General features: G+C 65.2%; 12 protein-coding genes. 11 read left to right on the top strand and 1 reads right to left on the bottom strand.

What is annotated here, in order from left to right:
• The first annotated feature begins 51 nt into the window (after positions 1-51).
• The 4 genes from HDIA_RS13940 to HDIA_RS13925 all read left to right on the top strand — a co-directional run bounded on the left by HDIA_RS13940 (position 52) and on the right by HDIA_RS13925 (position 5737).
• Positions 52-1170, top strand: a complete 1119-nt coding sequence (locus HDIA_RS13940) for an AI-2E family transporter (RefSeq protein WP_099556712.1) — start codon at positions 52-54, stop codon at positions 1168-1170.
• On the top strand, positions 1167-1862 hold the full coding sequence (locus HDIA_RS13935) for an HdaA/DnaA family protein (protein WP_099556711.1): 696 nt from the start codon (positions 1167-1169) through the stop codon (positions 1860-1862). Before HDIA_RS13940 ends, HDIA_RS13935 begins: the two co-directional genes overlap by 4 nt.
• 178 nt (positions 1863-2040) lie before the next feature.
• Positions 2041-4227 (top strand): RNA degradosome polyphosphate kinase, encoded by a 2187-nt coding sequence (locus HDIA_RS13930; RefSeq protein WP_099558906.1) that lies wholly within the window; start codon positions 2041-2043, stop codon positions 4225-4227.
• Positions 4187-5737, top strand: coding sequence for a Ppx/GppA phosphatase family protein (locus HDIA_RS13925; RefSeq protein ID WP_173796320.1), 1551 nt, complete (start codon positions 4187-4189; stop codon positions 5735-5737). The genes HDIA_RS13930 and HDIA_RS13925 overlap by 41 nt, the downstream gene beginning before the upstream one ends.
• Positions 5738-5773: 36 nt before the next feature.
• Here the strand turns inward: HDIA_RS13925 and HDIA_RS13920 are convergent, their stop codons facing one another.
• The gene (locus tag HDIA_RS13920) at positions 5774-7591 is read right to left on the bottom strand and encodes a PHA/PHB synthase family protein (RefSeq protein WP_099556710.1); all 1818 of its coding nucleotides are present in this window, start codon (positions 7589-7591) and stop codon (positions 5774-5776) included.
• 193 nt (positions 7592-7784) lie between these two features.
• Here HDIA_RS13920 and HDIA_RS13915 point away from each other — a divergent pair, with 193 nt between their 5' ends.
• The 7 genes from HDIA_RS13915 to HDIA_RS13885 all read left to right on the top strand — a co-directional run bounded on the left by HDIA_RS13915 (position 7785) and on the right by HDIA_RS13885 (position 20695).
• Positions 7785-8159, top strand: coding sequence for a hypothetical protein (locus HDIA_RS13915; protein WP_099556709.1), 375 nt, complete (start codon positions 7785-7787; stop codon positions 8157-8159).
• A gap of 206 nt (positions 8160-8365) precedes the next feature.
• Entirely contained in the window at positions 8366-9583 is a 1218-nt protein-coding gene (locus HDIA_RS13910; protein ID WP_099556708.1) for an LL-diaminopimelate aminotransferase, read from the top strand.
• 111 nt (positions 9584-9694) lie between these two features.
• Positions 9695-11017 (top strand): homoserine dehydrogenase, encoded by a 1323-nt coding sequence (locus HDIA_RS13905; RefSeq protein ID WP_099556707.1) that lies wholly within the window; start codon positions 9695-9697, stop codon positions 11015-11017.
• Between the two features lie 142 nt (positions 11018-11159).
• Entirely contained in the window at positions 11160-12149 is a 990-nt protein-coding gene (gene glpX, locus HDIA_RS13900; RefSeq protein ID WP_099556706.1) for a class II fructose-bisphosphatase, read from the top strand.
• Positions 12146-13993, top strand: a complete 1848-nt coding sequence (recJ, locus tag HDIA_RS13895; RefSeq protein ID WP_342748043.1) for a single-stranded-DNA-specific exonuclease RecJ — start codon at positions 12146-12148, stop codon at positions 13991-13993. The genes glpX and recJ overlap by 4 nt, the downstream gene beginning before the upstream one ends.
• A 33-nt stretch (positions 13994-14026) precedes the next feature.
• Positions 14027-15037, top strand: a complete 1011-nt coding sequence (locus HDIA_RS13890) for an Ldh family oxidoreductase (protein WP_099556705.1) — start codon at positions 14027-14029, stop codon at positions 15035-15037.
• 174 nt (positions 15038-15211) lie between these two features.
• The gene (locus tag HDIA_RS13885) at positions 15212-20695 is read left to right on the top strand and encodes an alpha-2-macroglobulin family protein (RefSeq protein ID WP_099556704.1); all 5484 of its coding nucleotides are present in this window, start codon (positions 15212-15214) and stop codon (positions 20693-20695) included.
• Positions 20696-20698: the final 3 nt, after the last annotated feature.

Genomic DNA, 20698 nt, shown 5'->3' with positions numbered 1-20698 from the left:
TGTTCCCGGCCCATTCCCCGCGAATGAAGCGAGAAACGAGAGCGCTGCGCCTTGCAACTGAAGACGAAAATCCTGTTCTGGACACTGGCGGCGGTAGGGGTTCTGCTGTTCCTCTTCGTCTTTTCGTCGATCCTGCTGCCGTTCGTCGCCGGCATGGCGCTCGCCTATCTTGTCGACCCGGTCGCCGACAAACTGGAGCGGTTGGGGCTCTCCCGCCTTCTCGCGACGCTGGTCATCGTGCTGCTGTTCCTGGTCGTGGTGGCGGTCGCCCTCCTGCTGATCCTTCCGCTGCTAACCAATCAGCTTGCGGCGCTGATCACGAGCCTGCCGGATCTCTTCAACTGGCTGCAGTCCTTCATCGTCGAAAGGGCAGGACCCAGAATCGCCTCGGCCCTGCACATCTCGCAGGAGGATCTGCGCTCCTCGGTCGGCGGCATGATCAACGAGGCGACGACCTTCATGACCGGCCTTGCCAAGTCGCTGCTCTCGGGCGGACAGGCGATCATGTCGGTGCTGTCCTTTCTGGTTCTGATGCCGGTCATCGCCTTCTACATGCTGCTCGACTGGGACCGCATGGTCGCCAAGATCGACGGGCTTCTGCCGCGTGACTATGCGCCGACGATCCGCATGCTTGCCCGCGAAATGGATGCGGGCGTTTCCAACTTCGTGCGCGGGCAGGTCTCCGTCTGCCTTCTGCTCGGGATCTACTATGCGACCGCGCTCGTCCTCGTCGGCCTCAAGTTCGGCTTCCTGATCGGCATCGGCATCGGCCTCATCAGCTTCATTCCCTATGTCGGCGCGACGATCGGCGCGGTCGTTTCCGTCGGTGTCGCCATCGTCCAGTTCTGGCCGGACTGGACGATGATTGCCGCCGTGGTCGGCATTTTCGCCGTCGGCCAGTTCATCGAGGGCAACGTCCTGCAGCCGAAACTCATCGGCAATTCGGTCGGGCTGCATCCTGTCTGGCTGATGTTCGCCCTCTTCGCCTTCGGCTCGCTCTTCGGTTTCGTCGGGATGCTGATCGCGGTTCCGGCCTCGACGGTCGTCGCGGTACTGATCCGCTTCAGCCTCGGGCAGTATCTGGAAAGCCCGCTTTATCTCGGCCAGCCGCCTTCAGGCCCGATGCAATCGCTGCGAGCCGGCAAGACGGAGGCGGAGGACATCCCATGACGCTCCTTCGCCAGCTTCCGATCCCGCTCGCGCACGCGGCTGCCGTCGGACGGGCCGATTTCATTGCCGGTGCGTCGAATCAAGCGGCGGTCGCCGTCATCGACCGCTGGCCGGACTGGCCCTCGCCGGTGACGGTCCTCTCAGGACCGGCCGGGTCGGGCAAATCGCATCTTGCCCGGGTCTTTGCCGAGCGGTCGGGGGCGCTGATCGTGAAGGCGCCCGACCTCGTGCGCCATGATCCGCTGGCGCTCGCCGCGGCCGGCGCCGTGGTCGTCGAGGATGCCGACGGGCGCGAAGGCGAGGGGCTTGCCGTCGATGAAACCGCGCTGTTCCACCTCGTCAACGCCGTGCGAGAGGAGCAGACGTTCCTGCTCGTGACGGCCCGCGAGGAGCCCGGCAACTGGGGGCTGACGCTTCCCGATTTGCTTTCCAGGCTGCGCGCGGCCCAGCCCGCAAGGCTCGGCCCGCCCGACGACGACCTGCTGGCGCGGGTTCTCGTCAAACTTTTTGCCGACCGGCAGATCGAGGTCGACCGGAACGTGATCGACTATCTATTGCCCCGGATGGAGCGCTCGTTTGCGGCCGCGAACCGGATGGTCGATGTCCTCGACACGGCGTCGCTGTCGCTCGGGCGCCGGCTGACACGGCCTCTCGTCGCAAGGCTCCTGCAGGCGCTGGAGCCGGAGGATTGAGTGTTTGCCGGGCGGTGCACCATGCTGCAGTGCCTCGGCGGGCCCGACATCGATCCTCCCGGAGAGGTCAATTTATTGAATGTCGCTTTGGAAACTTCATATTGCATGGCTAAAATCAACGACATTTCTGAATTGGAGGGGAAGGTCAATGGCAGTCGCAGAGGTCGCAGCCGAGGAAATGCCTCAGCCGCAGGAGGTGGCCGACGACGCAAGCACGCTGCCAGAGTTAGAACTGCGCCATATGCCGGAGCGGTTCATCAATCGCGAGCTCTCCTGGCTCGGGTTCAATCGCCGGGTCCTGGAAGAATCGGACAATCCCAACCATCCGATCCTGGAGCGGCTGCGCTTTCTCTCCATCTCGGCAAACAATCTCGACGAGTTCTTTATGGTGCGCGTCGCGGGCCTCAAGGGGCAGGTGCGTGAAGGCATCACGACGCCGAGCATCGATGGCCTGAGCCCCGTCGAGCAGCTCAGCCGGATTCTCGTGGCCGCGTCCGATCTTGCTGCCGCCCAGCAGGCCCAGTGGGTTTCGCTGCGCGGAATGCTGCGCGACGACGGCATCGTCATCGTCATGGCCGAGGAACTCACCAAGGACGAGTTGGACTGGATTGACGATTTCTTCCTGGCGTCGATCTTTCCCGTTCTTACGCCGCTCGCCATCGACCCGGCGCATCCGTTCCCCTTCATTCCCAATCTCGGTTTCTCGCTGGCCCTGGAGCTTGAGCGCAACCGGGATGGCGAGCGGATGAACGCGCTGATCCGCATGGCCTCCAAGATCGACCGCTTCGTGCGCCTGCCGGATCGGCCGGAGGAGCCGGGCGTCGCGCGCTTCATCATGATGGAGCAGCTTGTCAGCCTGTTCACGTCGCGGCTTTTTCCCGGCTACAAGGTGCGCGGGCAGGGTGCCTTCCGGGTGGTGCGCGACAGCGACCTGGAAGTCGAGGAAGAGGCGGAGGATCTCGTCCGCCTGTTCGAAACGGCCTTGAAGCGGCGCCGGCGCGGGTCCGTGATTCGGCTGGAGTTCGAATCCGCGACGCCGGTCACCTTGCGCAACTTCGTGGCGCACGCGCTTGGCTCCTCACCGGACGAGATGTTCCTCGTCGATGGTGCGCTCGCGCTCAACGAACTCAGCCAGCTTGTGGGGCTCGACCGGCCCGAGTTGAAATTCACGCCCTACACGCCGCGCTACCCGGAGCGGGTGCGCGAGCATGGCGGCGACTGCTTTGCCGCCATCCGTCAAAAGGACCTGGTGATCCACCATCCTTACGAATCCTTCGACGTGGTTGTGCAGTATCTGCGGCAGGCGGCGCTCGATCCGGACGTCATCGCCATCAAGCAGACGCTCTATCGCACGTCGAACGACAGCCCGATCGTGCGCTGGCTGATCGAGGCGGCCGAGGCCGGCAAGTCGGTGACGGCACTCGTGGAACTGAAAGCCCGTTTCGACGAAGAGGCGAATATTCGCTGGGCGCGCGATCTGGAGAGGGCCGGCGTGCAGGTGGTCTTCGGATTCCTGGAATTGAAGACCCATGCCAAGCTGTCGATGGTGGTCAGGCGCGAGGCCGAGGGCCTTGCCACCTACTGCCACATCGGAACGGGCAACTATCACCCCATCACCGCCAGGATCTACACGGACCTGTCCTTCTTCACCGCCGACAAGACGATCGCCCACGACGTCGCCCGCATCTTCAATTTCATCACCGGCTATGCCGAACCGCAGAAGCTGTCGGTGATCGGGCTCTCGCCGCTGACGCTGCGCAAGACGATCATCGACAATATCATTGCGGAGGTCGAGCATCTGAAGGCCGGCCGGCCGGCGCAGATCTGGTTCAAGATGAACTCGCTCGTCGATCCACAGATTATCGACGCGCTCTACGACGCCAGTCGCATGGGTGTGCAGGTCGATATCGTCGTGCGCGGAATTTGCTGTCTCAGGCCCGGAGTCCCGGGACTTTCAGACAATATCCGGGTCAAATCCATCGTCGGCCGCTTCCTGGAACACAGCCGCATCTACTGTTTCGGCAACGGTCACGGGCTTCCCTCCGACCGCGCGAAGGTCTACATCGGTTCGGCGGATCTGATGCCTCGCAATCTCGACCGAAGGGTGGAGGCCATCGTTCCGCTGACGACCCGTACGGTCCATGATCAGGTCCTCGACCAGATCATGGTCGCCAACATGCGCGACAACCAGCAAAGCTGGCGGTTGCTGGGAGACGGGAGCCACGAGCGCATCGTCTTGGAAGAGGGCGAGGAACCGTTCAACGCCCATCAGTATTTCATGACGAATCCGTCATTGTCAGGACGCGGACAGTCTCTTGAAACCGATTCTCCCAAGCCGATCCTACGTCGCAGCCGGCGCACTTGATGGGGTTCACGCCCCCGGTCGCATCGTCGGGCGCGGCCCTCTCGCCGTCATCGATATCGGATCGAATTCGGTTCGCCTCGTCATCTACGAGAGACTGAGCCGGGCTCCGACGGTCCTCTTCAACGAAAAGACGCTGGCCGGCCTTGGCAAGGGCGTCGCGAGCACGGGCCGGCTCGGCGAGGAGCAGGTCGAGAAGGCCCTGCTCGCCATCCAGCGCTTCAAGATGCTGGCCGACGTCGAGAGATGTGTGGAACTGCATATCCTGGCGACGGCTGCCGTGCGCGACGCCAGCAACGGCCCGGAGTTCATCGAGCGCGTCGAGACGATCTGCGGCGTGCCGCTGACGCTGCTTTCCGGTGCCGACGAGGCCCGGCTTTCGGCGATGGGGGTTGCCTCCGGCTTCATCCATCCGTCCGGGATTGTCGGCGACCTTGGCGGCGGCAGTCTGGAACTCGTCCGCCTGACGGACGGTGCCGTGGGCGAGGGGCGCACGTTCCCGCTCGGCGGCATCCGGCTGGAGGAAGCGGCCGGCGGCTCGATCAAGAAAGCGGAAAAGATCGCCGCGGAAGCACTCGCCGACGCAGCCGCGGAGATGATCTGCGAGGGGCAGACCTTCTATGCGGTCGGCGGCACCTGGCGTTCCCTGGCGCGGCTGCACATGTTCGAGATCGGCTATCCTCTGCATGTCATGCACGGCTACGAGATCGAGGCGGACGAGGCGCTGGAGTTTGCCCGCACCGTTGCCCGCACGGACGTCTCGAGCATCGACCAGATCGGCGTCGTCTCGAAGTCGCGCCGCAATCTGCTGCCCTTCGGTGCGCTGGTGCTGGAAAAGGTCATCGAGACGCTGAAGCCGGCGCGCGTCGTTCTCTCGGCTCTTGGTGTGCGAGAGGGGCATCTCTTCGAACTCCTCAGCGAGGCCGAGCGCAACGAAGATCCGCTGCTTGAGGCGGCTGCCGAACTTGCCTACCTGCGCTCGCGTTCGCCGCGTCACGCGGAAGAACTGATCGATTGGACCGCGGAGGGCTTCAAGGCGCTGGGCGTTCTGGAAACAGCGGAAGAAGCGCGTCTTCGGGCGGCCGGATGCCTCGTTTCCGACCTCGGCTGGAGGGCGCATCCCGACTATCGCGGTGAGCAGAGCCTCAACCTGATCGCCCACGGCGCCTTTACCGGCATCGACCATCCCGGCCGCGCCTATCTCGCCCTCTCGGCCTATTTCCGCCATGTCGGCATCGTCGACGAGGCGCTGAGCCCGCGAATCCGGGAACTCGCCAGCACGCGCCTCAAGGGACGGGCGCGCCTGCTCGGCGCGATGTTGCGCCTTGCCTACATGCTGTCGGCCTCGATGCCGGGGATCGTGCCGCAGACACGGCTGGAATCGGGCGGCGACAATCTGCGGCTCATTCTGCCGAGCGCGCTTGCCGGTCTCGATGGCGAGCGGGTGCGCAAGCGGCTGTCGCAGCTGGCCAAGCTCGGCGGCCTGATGGACGGGATTGTGGTGATCGAGTGAGGGAGGCCGCTCGGCTCCCAGGCCCGACCGGCGACTTCACACCTTCGTCTTCACGTAGGTGCCCGGCGCATCCTCGATGATGTTGTAGCGGCCGCCGCCGATGGAACGGGCCTTGACCTCGCGGCCGTCCTGCTCGCGCAGCCAGCCATCCCAGTCCGACCACCAGGAACCGGGATGCTCCTCGGCCCTGGCGATCCAGTCCTTGTATTCGCCCTGCGGCTCGCCATCGGTCCAGTACTGGTATTTGTTGCGGCTTGGATGGTTGACGACGCCGGCAATGTGGCCAGAGCCGGAGACCACGAACTTCACCGGGCCGCCGAAGAGGGACGACCCCACGAAGACCGACTCGGCCGGCGCGATATGGTCCTCACGCGTTGCCAGATTGTAGATCGGGATCGTGACCTTCTTCAGATCCAGCTTCTCGCCGCCAATCTCCATCTCACCCTTGGCCAGCGTATTGTTGAGATAGCAATTGCGCAGGTAGTAGGAGTGGTTGGCCGCCGGCATGCGGGTGGAATCGGAATTCCAGTAGAGCAGGTCGAAGGCCGACGGCTCGACCCCCTTCATGTAGTTGCTGATCACATAGGGCCAGATGAGATCGTTCGGCCGCAGCGAATTGAAGGCGAGCGCCATCTTGGAGCCGTCGAGATAGCCCTTCGCCGACATGGCGGACTCGAGGATCGAGATCTGGTCCTCGTCGACGAAGACCTTGAGTTCGCCGGCATTGGTGAAGTCGACCTGCGTGGTGAAGAGCGTCGCGCTGGCGATGCGGTCGTCGCCGGTGGCCGCGCAATAGGCTGCCGTGACGGCCAGCAGCGTTCCGCCGACGCAATAGCCGACCGTGTTGACCTGCTTGGAGCGGGTCACCTTGCAGGCGATGTCGACGCCCGTCAGGATGCCCTCCTTCATGTATTCTTCGAAGCTCTTGTCGGCGTGACGCCCGTCCGGGTTCACCCATGAGATGACGAAGACCGTGTGGCCCTGATCCACGAGCCACTTGATCAGCGATTTTTCCGGCGTCAGGTCGAGCACGTAATACTTGTTGATCCAGGGCGGAACGATGAGCAGAGGGCGTTTCAGCACCTTTTCCGTCGTCGCGGCATACTGAATGATCTGGCAGACGTCGTTTTCGTAGATAACGCTGCCGGGCGTCGTGGCGAGATTCTCGCCGACCTTGAACCGCGAGCCGTCGGACTGGCGGATTTTCAGATCGCCGCCGCCGGCCTTCAGGTCCTCGGCCAGCATCGTCAGGCCTTTGACGATATTCTCGCCGTTGCGCGTCAGCGTCTCGCGCAGGAGCTCCGGATTGGTCAGCACGAAGTTCGACGGCGAAAGGGCCGCGCTCAGCTGCCTGACGTAGAATTCGGCCTTCAGGCGGGTGTGCGGATCGAGATTCTCGGCGTTCTCGACCATCTCCTCGGCCCAGCGGCTACCGATCAGATAGGCCTGCTTGAGGAAGCCGAAGAACTGGTTTTCCTGCCACTCGGGATCGCGGAACCGCTTGTCGGTCGGTTCGGGTTCCACAGTTTCCGGCGCGTCCTCGCCCATCGCGCGGCGCACCGAGTTGCCCCAAAGGTCGAGGAACTGGCCATAGAGGCGGTTCTGCGCTTCGGCCATCCGCTCCGGCTTGCGCATCCAGACGTCACCGACCTGCGCCAGGGTCTTCACCACCGTCGCGATCTCGTCGGTCATCAGGGCTTTCGCCTCGCCCTTCTCGCGGGGCTCGACATAGGCTGCGGCAGCCTTGCCGGCCGCCTCGATCATTCCAGCGACGTTATGCGCGAATGTGTCGGGATCCTTGATCATGTACTGCAGGAGTGGAGACTTGTCGGCGCCTTTCGGGTCGTCTGTCATTTGTATTCCCGATACTTGGAAGTTCACTCTCCCTGTGTTCCGTCATGATAAGCTGAATGCGTGACCGCTTGAAACCGCCCAATTGAGAAACGGGCTGGATTTTGGTGACCATTTCGTAGGTAATTGTCGCGGATGCTGGCATGAGGTAGACGGGCAGCGGGAAGGTCTGCCGAATTTCTGGGAAGGGCTGGGTGTGACGAGTAGCCAGAGACATCGCATTGCCGGACGGGTCGCTATCATCGGAACCTTCGCGGTTCTGCTTGCCGCCTGTGCGTCCGGTCCGACGGACCTGCCCGGGTTCCTAGCATCCATCGAAACGGCCGAACCCTCCCAGCCGACCGCAAAGCAGCCGGCTGCCGTCGAACGCAACCGCAATGCATTGCTCGGGGTCGCACAGGAGCGGTCGGGCACCGCCAGAGCCGTCGGCGAGAGCCTGCCCTCCGCCATGGCGCTTGCGATCATCCGGCAGCAGCAGCAGGAGGAGGCGCGCCGGCTGCTCGACGAATCCGGTGCTGGCGCCGACGTTCCGGTGACGGGCACGGGCGAAACGCGTACGACCACCGAATAACTGTTTTGCCGCGACACGTGGTCCTGAAGGCCGCATTTTGGCGACAATCGGCGCTTAGCCGGTAGAATGACTCTCCCGGCCAATGCCGAACGGTGGTAAATAGCCTGAACAATGCTTCGCCGACTTGCGACGAAGCTTGAACTTCGGCCAAATGCGGGAGTCTCGCGCATCAACGGTCGACCGATTCAACAACCAGGCACAAGACGATGGACGAATTTCACAAGATCAAGCGCTTGCCCCCGTATGTCTTCGAACAGGTGAACCGTTTGAAGGCCAGTGCCCGGGCCGCAGGCGCCGACATCGTCGATCTCGGCATGGGCAACCCGGACCAGCCGACGCCAAAGTATATCGTCGACAAGCTGATCGAGACCGTCCAGCGGCCCGACACGCACGGCTATTCCGCCTCGCGCGGGATCAGCGGGCTGCGCCGCGCCCAGGCCAACTACTATGGCCGCCGCTTCGGCGTAAAGCTGAATCCCGACACCCAGGTGGTGGCGACGCTCGGTTCCAAGGAAGGCTTTGCCAACATGGCGCAGGCGATCACGGCGCCCGGCGACGTGATCCTCTGCCCCAATCCGAGCTACCCGATCCATGCCTTCGGCTTCCTGATGGTCGGCGGTGTGATCCGTTCGATCCCGGCCGAGCCGGGGCCGGAGTTCTTCCGTTCGCTCGAGCGCGCCGTCGTCTTCTCGACGCCGAAGCCCATCGCGATGGTGTTGTGCTATCCGTCCAACCCGACGGCCTGCGTGGTCGATCTCGACTTCTACAAGGACATCGTCGCCTTCGCGAAGAAGCACGACATCTACGTCCTTTCCGATCTCGCCTATTCGGAAATCTATTTCGACACCAACCCGCCGCCGTCCGTGTTGCAGGTGCCGGGCGCGATGGATGTCTGCGTGGAGTTCACCTCCATGTCGAAGACCTTCTCCATGGCCGGCTGGCGCATGGGCTTTGCCGTCGGCAACGAGCGCCTGATCGCCGCTCTGTCGCGGGTCAAATCCTATCTCGACTATGGTGCCTTCACGCCGATCCAGGTGGCGGCCACCGCCGCGCTCAACGGACCGGAGGAGGCCATCGACGAGGTGCGGCAGGTCTACCGCCGCCGCCGCGACGTGCTGGTGGAGAGCTTCGGCCGCGCCGGCTGGCAAATCCCAGTGCCGCAGGCCTCGATGTTCGCCTGGGCGCCGCTGCCGGAAAAGTTCCGCGAACTCGGCAGCCTGGAGTTCTCCAAGCTCATGATCGAGAAGGCCGACGTTGCCGTTGCCCCAGGCATTGGCTTCGGCGAGCATGGCGACGGCTTCGTGCGCATCGCGCTTGTGGAGAACGAGCAGCGCATCCGCCAGGCAGCGCGCGGAATCAGGCGCTTCCTTGAAACTGCGGACGAAACCATGCACAACGTCATCCCGATCAACGCCCACCGTTGATCGACCCGGCCCGGCTTTCCTCCGGGCCGGCCGTCCATGGAATTTCCTCGCCCTGCGATGCCCCGTCCTCCCCGGGAGCGCGTGGGGCAGGTCTGTTATTCAAGGGTTCTCATGTCGAAACCGCTTCGTCTGGGTCTTGCGGGGCTCGGCACCGTTGGAAGTTCGCTCTTTCGCCTGATCGACGAGGAAGCCGACCTCATTGCCTCGCGGGCCGGCTGTCCGATCGTCGTCTCCGGTGTCTCCGCCCGCAACCGTCTTCGCAACCGTGGCATCGACCTTGGCGATGTTGCCTGGTTCGACGATCCGGTGGCGCTTGCCAATGATCCCTCGGTCGACGTTTTCGTGGAACTGATGGGCGGTGAGGGCGGTGCGGCCGAGGCCAGCGTCCGGGCGGCGCTATCGGCAGGCAAGCCGGTGGTGACGGCCAACAAGGCGCTGCTTGCCAAGCATGGCAACGAACTGGCGGAACTTGCCGAGGACAATGATGCGGTGCTGGCCTTCGAGGCGGCGGTCGCGGGCGGCATCCCGATCATCAAGACGCTGCGCGAGTCGCTCGCCGGCAACACTATCAGCCGCGTCTACGGCATCCTCAACGGCACCTGCAACTACATCCTGACGCGAATGGAGAGGGAGAACCTTCCCTTCGAGACCTGCCTGGCGGAAGCGCAGCGCCTCGGCTACGCGGAGGCCGATCCGACCTTCGACGTCGAGGGGTTCGACACCGCGCACAAGCTGGCGATCCTGACCAGCCTTGCCTTCGGAACGAAGATCGATGCCTCGTCGATCTACGTGGAGGGCATTCGCGAAATCACGACCGCCGACATCGAGGCGGCCGACGAACTCGGCTACCGCATCAAGCTGCTGGGCGTCGCGCGGCGCACCGAGACCGGCATCGAGCAGCGCGTGCATCCGACGATGGTGCCGAAGTCCTCGGCCGTGGCGCGGACCGACGACGTGCTGAATGCGGTCGCCGTCGATGGCTCACTGGTGGGTGAAATCGTTCTTGTCGGCCCCGGCGCCGGTGGCAACGCGACGGCCTCGGCGGTCGCCGGAGACATCGTGGACGTCGCTCGCGGGCTGAAGCTTGCCACCTTCGGGCGGCCCGCGAAGATGCTGGCGCCCTATGTCCAGTCCGACATGCATGCCCACGAGGGCGGCTACTACGTTCGCCTGACGGTCGTCGACCGGCCGGGCGCGTTCGCCTCGATTGCCGCGCGCATGGCCGAGAAGGGCATTTCGCTGGAATCGATCGTGCAGCGGCGGCGCAAGCCCAGCGCCGAGGCGCCGGCGACGCCCACTCCCGACGATCCGCAGCCGGTCATCCTAATGACCTATGCGACGACCGAGGACCAGATTCGGGCCGCCCTTGACGAGATCGAGAAGGATGGGCACATCGCGGCAGCGCCCAGGCTGATCAGGATCGAGGAGCTCTGAGCGGACAAGGCGTGACGCCGGGGGCTCACGAAAGGTTGTGCGGCCGTCATCAATTTGAAAGCATGCTGTCGGACGTCTGTCGCAGGACACCCGGAAACATGCGCGCGGCCGAACCTGAACGACAGGCCGCCGGAGACAAAAAATGATCGATAACAACATGTCTCAGATCGCCGTACTGCAATCGCGCCTGGCACTCGATATCGTGCGGGTGACGGAAAGCGCCGCCATCGCGGCTGCCCGTCTTCGGGGCCGGGGAGATGAAGCCGCCGCCGATCTTGCCGCGCTCGACGCGATGTACCAAGAGCTCAACAGGCTCGAGGTCGGGGTCTCGATCGTCGTCGGAGAAGGCGAGAAGGACGATGTGCCTCACCTCTACGTTGGCGAGAAGTGCGGACGCAGCCGGGGGACGAAGCTCGACTTCGCCGTCGATGCCCTGGAAGGCACGACGATCTGCGCCAAGAGCCTGCCGAACGCGCTGACCCTTGTGGCGGTTGCCGAGACCGGCGGTTTCCTGCGCACGCCCAACATCTACATGGAAAAGATCGCCGTCGGGCCGGGCTATCCGGAAGGGATCATCGACCTTGAGGCGTCGCCGTCGAAGAATGTGACCGACGTTGCCAAGGCCAAGGGTGTGCCGACGAGCGAACTGACCGTCTGCATCCTCGACCGGCCGCGCCATGCGCGCCTCATCGCCGAAGTGCGCGAGACGGGCGCCGGGGTGCGGCTCATCGGGGACGGCGACATCGCCGGCGTCATTCACACTTCCGACCCGGACGAGACCGGCATCGATCTCTACCTCGGCTCGGGCGGTGCCCCCGAAGGCGTCCTTGCGGCGGCGGCCCTGCGCTGCACCGGCGGTCAGATGCTCGGACGGCTGATGGTGCAGAACGACGAGCAGATGCGTCTCGTCAACGAGCACGGAATCAAGGACCCGTCGCATGTCTTCAGCGCCGACGAAATGGCGAAGGGCGATGTTCTTTTCGCCGCCACCGGCGTGACGGACGGCAATTTCCTGACCGGTGTGCGCTTCCTCGACAGCCGCATCAAGACGCACTCGATCGTCATGTCTTCAGCGTCGGGCACCATTCGCTCCATCAAGAGCAATCACCGGGACTTCACGAAAGGCGTGTGACCGTGACGGCTGCCGCAGCAGGCGGACTTGCAGGCGATACTGGCGGGGCAGGCCGGGCGATCCTTGGCGTCGAACGCTCGGCTTCGGGCCGTCGCTGGGTCAGCCGGCTCGATACCGCCGGCCTTGCGCTTGCCGCCGCGATCACGCAGCGCCAGGGCCTACCGGACATCCTCGGCCGCGTGCTTGCCGCCAAGGGCGTCGACGAGGATGAGGCGGAACGGTTCCTGTCGCCCAGCCTCAAGGACCTGATGCCGGACCCGAGCGTCCTGCGCGACATGGACGCCGCCGCAGGCCGGATCGCGGACGCCATCGAGGCGGGGCGCCGGATCGCGATCTTCGGCGATTACGACGTCGATGGCGCCACGTCCTCGGCGATGATGGCCCGGTTCCTGAGGATGCAGGGGCTCGATCCGACCATCTTCATCCCGGACCGCATCGTCGACGGCTACGGCCCCAATCCGCGCGCCATCGAGGCGCTCAAGGCCGATGGCGCCGAGCTTCTCATCACCGTGGACTGCGGCACCCAGAGCTTCGAAGCCTTCGAGACGGCAAAGCGGATCGGTCTCGATGTGGTTGCCTTCGATCACCATCAGGCCAGCGAGGAGCTTCCCTTCACCGAAGCGCTGGTCAATCCGAACCGGCAGGACGACCTTTCCGGCCTTGGCTACCTCTGCGCCGCCGGCGTGACTTTCCTCGGCATCGTCGCCATCAACCGTGAACTGCGCCGGCGCGGCTGGTATAGCCCGCAGCGCCAGCAGCCGGACCTCATGGCCTTGCTCGATCTTGCCGCGCTCGGGACGGTCTGCGACGTCGTTCCTCTCGTCGGTCTCAACCGGGCACTGGTCACGCAGGGTCTGAAAGTCGCGCGCACGCGCGGCAACCGGGGCCTTGCGGCGCTCTGCGATATCGTCCGCCTCAATGGGCCGATCACCGCCTATCATTTCGGTTTCATGATCGGCCCGCGCATCAATGCCGGCGGTCGGATCGGCGATGCGGCGCTCGGTGCGCGGCTTCTTGCCAGCGACGACATGCTGGAATCGTCCCGGATCGCGGCGGAACTTGACGCGCTCAACCGCGAGCGCCAGACCATGGAAGCGGAGATGCTGGCGCAGGCCGAGGCGGACGTCGCGGCGATGATGGCGGTTGGAGAACCGCCGGTCATCGTGGTCTCGTCGCCGCTCTGGCATCCGGGGATCGTCGGCCTCATCGCCTCGCGTCTCAAGGAGCGACACAATCGCCCGGCCTTTGCCATCGCGCTTGGCGACGACGGTTTCGGCACCGGGTCGGGCCGCTCCATTCCGGGCGTCGATCTTGGCAAGGCCGTGCGCCTTGCCAAGGAGGCCGGCCTGATCGTCAAGGGCGGCGGCCATGCCATGGCGGCGGGCCTGACAGTGGCCGCGGACGGCATTGCCGGGCTCGAAGCCTATCTCGGCGAGGCGCTCGCCGACGACGTTCGCGAGGCGAGCGGGGAGTCCGACTTCAGCATCGACGGCGCCCTGACGGCAGCCGGCGCGACGACCGATCTCATCGGGCTTCTGGAACGGGCGGGCCCCTATGGCGCGGGTCAGCCGGAGCCGGTGTTCGCCTTTCCGATGCACAAGGTCGTCTACGCCGAAGAGGTCGGCAACCAGCATGTACGCCTGCAGCTTGCATCGTCCGACGGCACGCGGATCAAGGGCATGGCCTTCCGTGCTGGCGGGCGCCCGCTTGGAGATCTTCTGCTCGGCGCACGCGGGCGGACCGTGCATGTCGCCGGCGTGTTGACGCTGGACCATTGGCAGGGAGAAGCCAAGCCGCAACTGAGGGTGCTCGACGCCGCCGATCCGCAGGTGATAAGAGCATAAGCTCCTTGCTGACTTGCGAAAAAAGGATTGCCCATGCGTCGGCTCAGCCTTGAGGCCGCCCACCGGTTTGCGTCGGAAACCCTGCAGCGGTTCGATACGGCGCCGGACATCGCCGACTGCGTCGCAAAGGCGCTGGTGGAGGCGGAAGCCTCGGGGCTCAAGGGGCACGGGCTGGTCCGGCTCGAAAGCTATTCGATCCAGACGCGCGTTCGGAAGATTGACGGGCATGCCCGTCCTCTGATGAAGCAGGCTGCCCCGGGGCTTGTCGCGATCTCCGCCGAGCACGGCTTTTCCTATCCCGCTGTCGATCTCGCGCTCGACGAATTGAAGACGCTGGCGCCGGCGCAGGGCATCGCCATGGCCGGCATCAACAAGGCCGGGCATTGCGGCGCCATCGGATTGCATGTCGAAAAGCTCGCCGAGGCCGGGCTCGTCGCCATGATGTTCTGCAACGCGCCGGCCTCGATCGCGCCCTGGGGCGGCAAGCGGCCGCTATACGGCACTAACCCCATCGCCTTCGCGACGCCGGCGGCAGACCGCGCCCCAATCGTCGTCGATCTGTCCGTTGCCAAGGTCGCACGCGGTAAGGTGTTGGCCGCCGCCCAGCGCGGCGACCCGATCCCCGAGGGCTGGGCGGTCGATGCGGCGGGCAACCCGACGACCGACGCCAAGGCCGCGCTCGGCGGAACCATGCTGCCGATGGGGGACGCCAAGGGCACGGCGCTCGCTCTCATGGTCGAGGTCTTTTCCTCCGCGCTGGTTTCGGCGCGCTTTTCCACCGAGCAGCCGAGCTATTTCAACGACGAGGGCGGTCCTCCGGAAGCCGGCCACGCGATCATCGCCGTCGATCCCTCTGGCTTTGCGCCCTTCTTCATCGAGCGCATGGGCGAGCTTGCCGGCGCCATCGAGGCGGAGGAGGGCGCCCGCCTGCCCGGAAGCCGCCGGCTGGAGGCACGCCGCCTTGCCGCGACCGAAGGTCTCGTCGTCGATGCGTCACTCGATCAGGCACTTGACAGACTGGCGCGCGAGAGCATCGACGGGTAAACTGACAGGCGTCCTTTTTTGACCCGATGGCAAAATCAAGCTGCTGAAATTGCAGCGATTTGACTCAAGTTTGATGGGTCGAATCCGATGCCGCCACAGATGGGCGACCGCGTTGCGGCGTCTACGACCGAACAATCAGGCGGCCTCGAAGCCGCTGCAGGGAGAGCACTGGTGATGTCTGTCCTTCGGAACTTCGGCGCGGTCTTCCTTCTCGGTTGCGGGCTGGCTGCCAGTGTCTCCATCGCGTCCGATGCCCTCGCCGCCGAGCGGCGCGCGATCGTGACGGAAGGCGCGGACTATTTCGGCCAGGACTACAAGACGCTGAAGGAGGTCGACCTTTCCGACTGCGAGGCAGCCTGCGTGGGCGACACGGGTTGCAAGGCCTTCACCTACAACACCAAGGTCCGCTGGTGCTTCATGAAGTCGACCTTCGGCGACCTCAAGAGCGCGGAAGGTGCCGTCGCGGGGCGGATCGTCACCAGCGATATTGCCGGACCCGATCTTGAGGCGAAGCGGCTTGCGCAGCTCACCTACGTCGATTCCTCGCTGGTCGACGAGGCGCGCCGGCTTGTCGGCGACGTTGATGGCGTGACCGTCGAGGGCAGCTTCGAGGATATTCTCAACCGCATTCAGGACGCGGATTCGCGCGGCAACAATTTCCAGGCGATCGATCTCCTGAAGATGGCGCTTCGTCTCGCACCCGAGCGGTCGGATCTTTGGGCCGGGTTTGCGGTGGCGGCGACGAACGCGACATCCAACGACTGGCAGACGCGCAACAATCTTCAGCGCGACGCGACCGCGGCGGCCATCAATGCCTATCTGCGCTCGATCTCGGACGCCGATGCCGCGCACAGCCTCAATGTCCTGTCCGCGGCGCTTGCCAAGCGGGAACTCTGGCGCCCGGCGATCAAGGCGGCGCGGGCAAGTCTGGCGATTGCAGCCAATGCCGACCTTTCCCAGCGGCTCGACAGGCTCGTTGCCGAGCACGGCTTCCGCGTTGTTGAGAACTCGGTCGAGACGCAGGCGGCGAGCCCGCGTATCTGCCTTGCGCTTTCCGATCCGCTGGCGGCGGAGCAGGGCGACATCGGCGATTTCGTCACCGTCAACGGCGGCCATCAGTTCCCGGTCGAGGCACAGGGCAAGCAGATCTGCGTCGATGGCGTCGGCTATGGCGAGCGCTATCACGTGACGTTGCGGCCGGGCCTCAAGGCCGAGGACGGCGAGGCGCTGGTGCGGGCCGCCGACCTCGACATCTACGTCCGTGACCGCGACCCGCAGGTGCGTTTCCTCGGCAAGGCCTATGTGCTGCCGGCGGGCGGCGAGGCGACGCTGCCGATCGTCACGATCAACGTCGACACCATTGAGGCGCGTCTCGTGCGCATCGGCGACCGCTCGCTGGCCGGCACGATCGCCGACGAGCAGTTCCTCAGCCAGCTTTCCAAATACGACATCGACCAGATCGCCGACCAGACCGGCGAGCCCGTCTGGCAGGGCAAGGTCGACGTGACGCGCGACCTCAACCGCGAAGTGACGACGGCGATACCGGTCGGAGAATTGGTGAAGTCGCTGAAGCCCGGCGTCTATGTCCTGTCCGCCCGCAACGAGGGCCAGACGAGCGACTGGCAGCCGGACGCGACGCAGTGGTTCATCGTCACGGATATCGGCATCTCGGGGCTGACCGGCGACGACGGGCTGCACGTCTTCGCCCGCTCGCTGTCGACGGCAAAGCCGGTGTCGGGCGCGCGGCTCAGCCTGATCGCCGTCAACAACGATGTGCTCGGCACGGTGACGACCAGCACGGAAGGCTATGCCCGCTTCGACGCCGGGCTGGTGCGCGGCACCGGTGGTCTTGCGCCGGCGCTTGTGGTCGCGCAGGGCGCGGAGGGCGACTATTCCTTCCTCGACCTCAAGAAATCGGCCTTCGATCTGACCGACCGCGGCGTCGACGGGCGTCCGGCGCCGGGACCCGTCGATGTCTTCATGACGGCGGAGCGCGGCGTCTATCGTCCCGGCGAAAGCGTTCACCTGACGGCGCTTTCCCGCAACAGCCGCGCCGAGGCCATCGGTGATCTGCCGCTGACCATCGTCATCCGGCGGCCGGACGGGGTCGAGGCGCAGCGATCGCTGCTTGCCGACAAGGGGCTCGGTGGCCATGACCTCACTTATGCGGTCGCCGACGATGCCATGCGCGGCACTTGGCAGGTTGCGGCCTATACCGACCCGAAGAGCGATCCGGTGGCCTCCACCAGCTTCCTTGTGGAGGATTTCGTTCCCGAGCGGCTCACCTTCGACCTGAAGCCGCCCTTCGATGCGTTCGACAGGGACAATCCCGGCTCGCTGCCCATCGAGGCGCGCTATCTCTATGGCGCACCGGCGGGCGATCTGACCGTCGAGGGGACCGTCCAGATCAAGGCTGCGCCGAATGTTCCGGGCCTGCCGGGTGTCGTCTTCGGCCTCGCCGACGAGACGTTCGAGCCGCAGACGGCCTATCTCGACAGCACCGCGACCGACGCCGACGGCAAGGCGGACGTGATGCTTGCCGCGCCGGATATCGCGCAGACCAGCAAGCCGCTTGAAGCGCAGATCACTGTGCAGGTAACGGACACCAGCGGCCGTCCGGTCGAGCGCCAGACGACGCTGCCGGTGAAGGCGACGTCGGGCCGGATCGGCATCGCGCCGCTCTTCGACGGGTCGGTGGAGGAGGGCGGCAATGCCCGCTTCCAGGTGCTGGCCGTCAATGCTGACGACCGTCAGGCCGAGGCGAAGGGCCTTAGCTGGACGCTGGAAAAGGTGGACCGCCATTTCCAGTGGTACAAGGTCGACGGAAGCTGGAACTACGAACCGGTGGAACTGACCAAGCGCGTCGCCAACGGCACGGTCGACGCCAGCGCCGACAGCCGCCCGACCATCGAGTCGGCGGTCGAATGGGGCGAGTACAAGCTGACCGTCACCGATCCGAGCGGCCAGTTGCTGCCTGCGAGCACGACCTTCGATGCCGGCTGGTATGTCGAGGCCAAGGCCGCGGACACGCCGGATGCGCTGAAGGTTTCCCTCGACAAGGAGAAATACAAGGTCGGCGAGACGGTGAAGGCTCGCATCGAGACGCGCTTTGCCGGCGTTGCGCTGGTCACCGTCATCGACAACCGCCTGATCGCGATGAAGACCGTCGAGGTGCCGCTCGAAGGCGCGACGGTCGAACTGCCGGTCACGCCTGACTGGGGGCCCGGCGCCTACGTGGCGGCAACGCTGATCCGGCCGATGGATCTCAACGCGCGGAGGATGCCCGCGCGGGCGCTCGGCCTCACCTACGCCGGGGTCGATCCGGAAGGCCGCAAGCTCGACGTCGAGATCACCACGCCGGAGAAGCCGACGCCGCGCGCGCCGCTTCCGGTCGACGTCAAGCTCGCCAATCTGGAATCGGGCACCGAGGCCTATGTCACCATTGCTGCGGTGGACGTCGGCATCCTCAACCTCACCGCCTTCGAAACGCCTGCGCCGGACAGCTGGTATTTCGGCCAGCGCCGTCTCGGCATGGAGATCCGCGACCTCTACGGTCAGCTCATCGACCGGATGATCGGCGTCAAGGGCGAGGTTCGCTCCGGCGGCGACGGCGCGGGGCTTTCGAGCTTCAAGGGCACACCGCCGACGGAGAAGCTCGTCTCCTTCTACCAGGGCGTCACCAAGGTGCGCGACGACGGCACCGTGCATGTCAATGTCGACATTCCCGACTTCAACGGCACGGTCCGCGTCATGGTCATGGCGTGGAGCAAGGCGGGCGTCGGCCACGGCGAGAAGGACGTGGTGATCCGCGATCCGGTGGTGGTCAATGCCTCGCTGCCGGCCTTCATGGCGCCGGGCGACAGCTCCCGCATCGCGCTCGACGTGACCCACCTCGACGGTCCGGCCGGAGCGATGAAGGTGGCCGTCACCTCGCAGGACGGACTGGTCAGCATCGACCAGCAGGCTGGCACGCGCTCATTCGACCTTGCCAATGGCGGCAAGACGCAGCTTCTGATGCCGATCACGGCCCGGACCGTTGGCGATGCGGCCATCGACGTGGCCCTGACGACGCCGGACGGAAAGGAACTCGTCAAGCACCTGACCCTTGGCATCAGGGCCAACGATCCGCCCGCCGTGCATGAAAGCACGTTCGATCTTGTCGCCAGCAACGGCCGGCTGACGCTGGGCGCCGATCTCTTCAACGATTTCGTGCCGGGCTCCGCGGGGGCGACCGTCATCGTCGGCGGTCCGCAGGGGATCGATCTTCCGGGTCTCGTCCGCTCGCTCGACCGCTACCCCTACGGCTGCGCGGAGCAGATCACCAGCAAGGCGCTGCCGCTCGTCTATCTCGACGATGTCATCACGGCAGCCGGCCTCACCGGCGAGACACCGGTGCGCGAGCGGGTGAACCAGGCGATCAAGGCAGTGCTTGCGGATCAGTCCGCAAGCGGCTCTTTCGGCCTCTGGGGGCCGGGTTCCGGCGACATGTGGCTCGATGCCTATGTCACCGACTTCCTGACCCGCGCCCGGGAAAAGGACTACGACGTCCCGGCTGTCGCCTTCGACCTCGCGGTGACAAACCTTGCCAACCAGATGTCCTATGTCTCGGACTTTTCCGATGGCGGGGAGGGCGTTGCCTATGCGCTCTATGTGCTGGCGCGCAACGGCCGTGCGTCGATCGGCGACCTTCGGTATTACGCGGAGGCCAAGCTGGACAACTTCGCGACGCCGCTTGCCAAGGCCCAGATCGGTGCGGCCCTTGCCCTTTATGGCGACGGCCCGAGGGCGTCGGCGGTGTTCCGCAACGCGGTCAGCAGCCTTGGCGGCAGCGATCATGGCGGCTACCGGTCCGACTACGGTTCGATGCTGCGCGACGGGGCGGCGATCCTGACGCTGGTCTCGGAGACCAAGGCCGACGCGCTCGACACCGGCAAGCTTGCCCGCGATATCGTCGCGGCCGAAAGCGCCCGCCGCTACACGAGCACGCAGGAAAAGGCGTGGATGCTGCTTGCGGCGAACGCGATGCTTTCGGGCGATGCCAAGCCGAAGCTCGCCATCAACGGCAACGCCTACGACGGTGTCTTCAGCCGCAGCTTCAGCCGTGAGGCCGTGCGCTCGCAGCCGATCGAGATCGAGAACCGCACCGACCGGGCCCTCCAGGCAAAGGTGAGCGTGCGCGGTGCCCCTGTGACGCCGGAGCCGGCGGGTGGCAACGGCTATGCGATTTCGCGGCAGTATTTCGATCTCGACGGCTATGAGGTCGATCCCGCCGCGATCCAGCTCGGCGAGCGTCTGGTCACGGTGCTGACGGTCACATCGACGACGTCGGAGGCCGCGCGCCTTGTCGTCGACGATCCGCTGCCGGCCGGCTTTGCCATCGACAATCCGAATCTTCTGGCGTCTGCCGATCTGACCAAGATCCCGGGCCTCGACGTGGAGACGGCGGCGGCCCGCACGGAGTTCCGCGCCGACCGCTTCGTTGCCGCGCTCGACCGGTCCTCGTCATCGCCGACGCAGTTCAAGCTCGCCTACATGGTGCGGGCCATTGCTCCGGGCGCCTTTGCGCATCCGGCCGCGCTGGTGGAGGACATGTACCGGCCAGAGAAGCGCGGCTGGACCGATACCGGCAAGGTTGAAGTCATCGGTCCGCTGAAGTAAGGG

The sequence above is a fragment of the Hartmannibacter diazotrophicus genome (assembly GCF_900231165.1).
GTDB lineage: Bacteria > Pseudomonadota > Alphaproteobacteria > Rhizobiales > Pleomorphomonadaceae > Hartmannibacter > Hartmannibacter diazotrophicus.
Note: the sequence above shows the minus strand (reverse complement) of the source record. Positions and strands in the feature narration are given on the sequence as shown.

Excerpts from the sequence above, each read along its gene's own strand:
- HDIA_RS13905 (WP_099556707.1), top strand. The coding sequence starts at position 9,695 with ATGTCGAAACCGCTTCGTCTGGGTCTTGCGGGGCTCGGCACCGTTGGA.
- HDIA_RS13885 (WP_099556704.1), top strand. The coding sequence starts at position 15,212 with ATGTCTGTCCTTCGGAACTTCGGCGCGGTCTTCCTTCTCGGTTGCGGG.
- HDIA_RS13930 (WP_099558906.1), top strand. The coding sequence starts at position 2,041 with ATGCCTCAGCCGCAGGAGGTGGCCGACGACGCAAGCACGCTGCCAGAG.
- HDIA_RS13920 (WP_099556710.1), bottom strand. The coding sequence starts at position 7,591 with ATGACAGACGACCCGAAAGGCGCCGACAAGTCTCCACTCCTGCAGTAC.
- HDIA_RS13890 (WP_099556705.1), top strand. The coding sequence starts at position 14,027 with ATGCGTCGGCTCAGCCTTGAGGCCGCCCACCGGTTTGCGTCGGAAACC.
- glpX (WP_099556706.1), top strand. The coding sequence starts at position 11,160 with ATGATCGATAACAACATGTCTCAGATCGCCGTACTGCAATCGCGCCTG.
- HDIA_RS13910 (WP_099556708.1), top strand. The coding sequence starts at position 8,366 with ATGGACGAATTTCACAAGATCAAGCGCTTGCCCCCGTATGTCTTCGAA.
- HDIA_RS13935 (WP_099556711.1), top strand. The coding sequence starts at position 1,167 with ATGACGCTCCTTCGCCAGCTTCCGATCCCGCTCGCGCACGCGGCTGCC.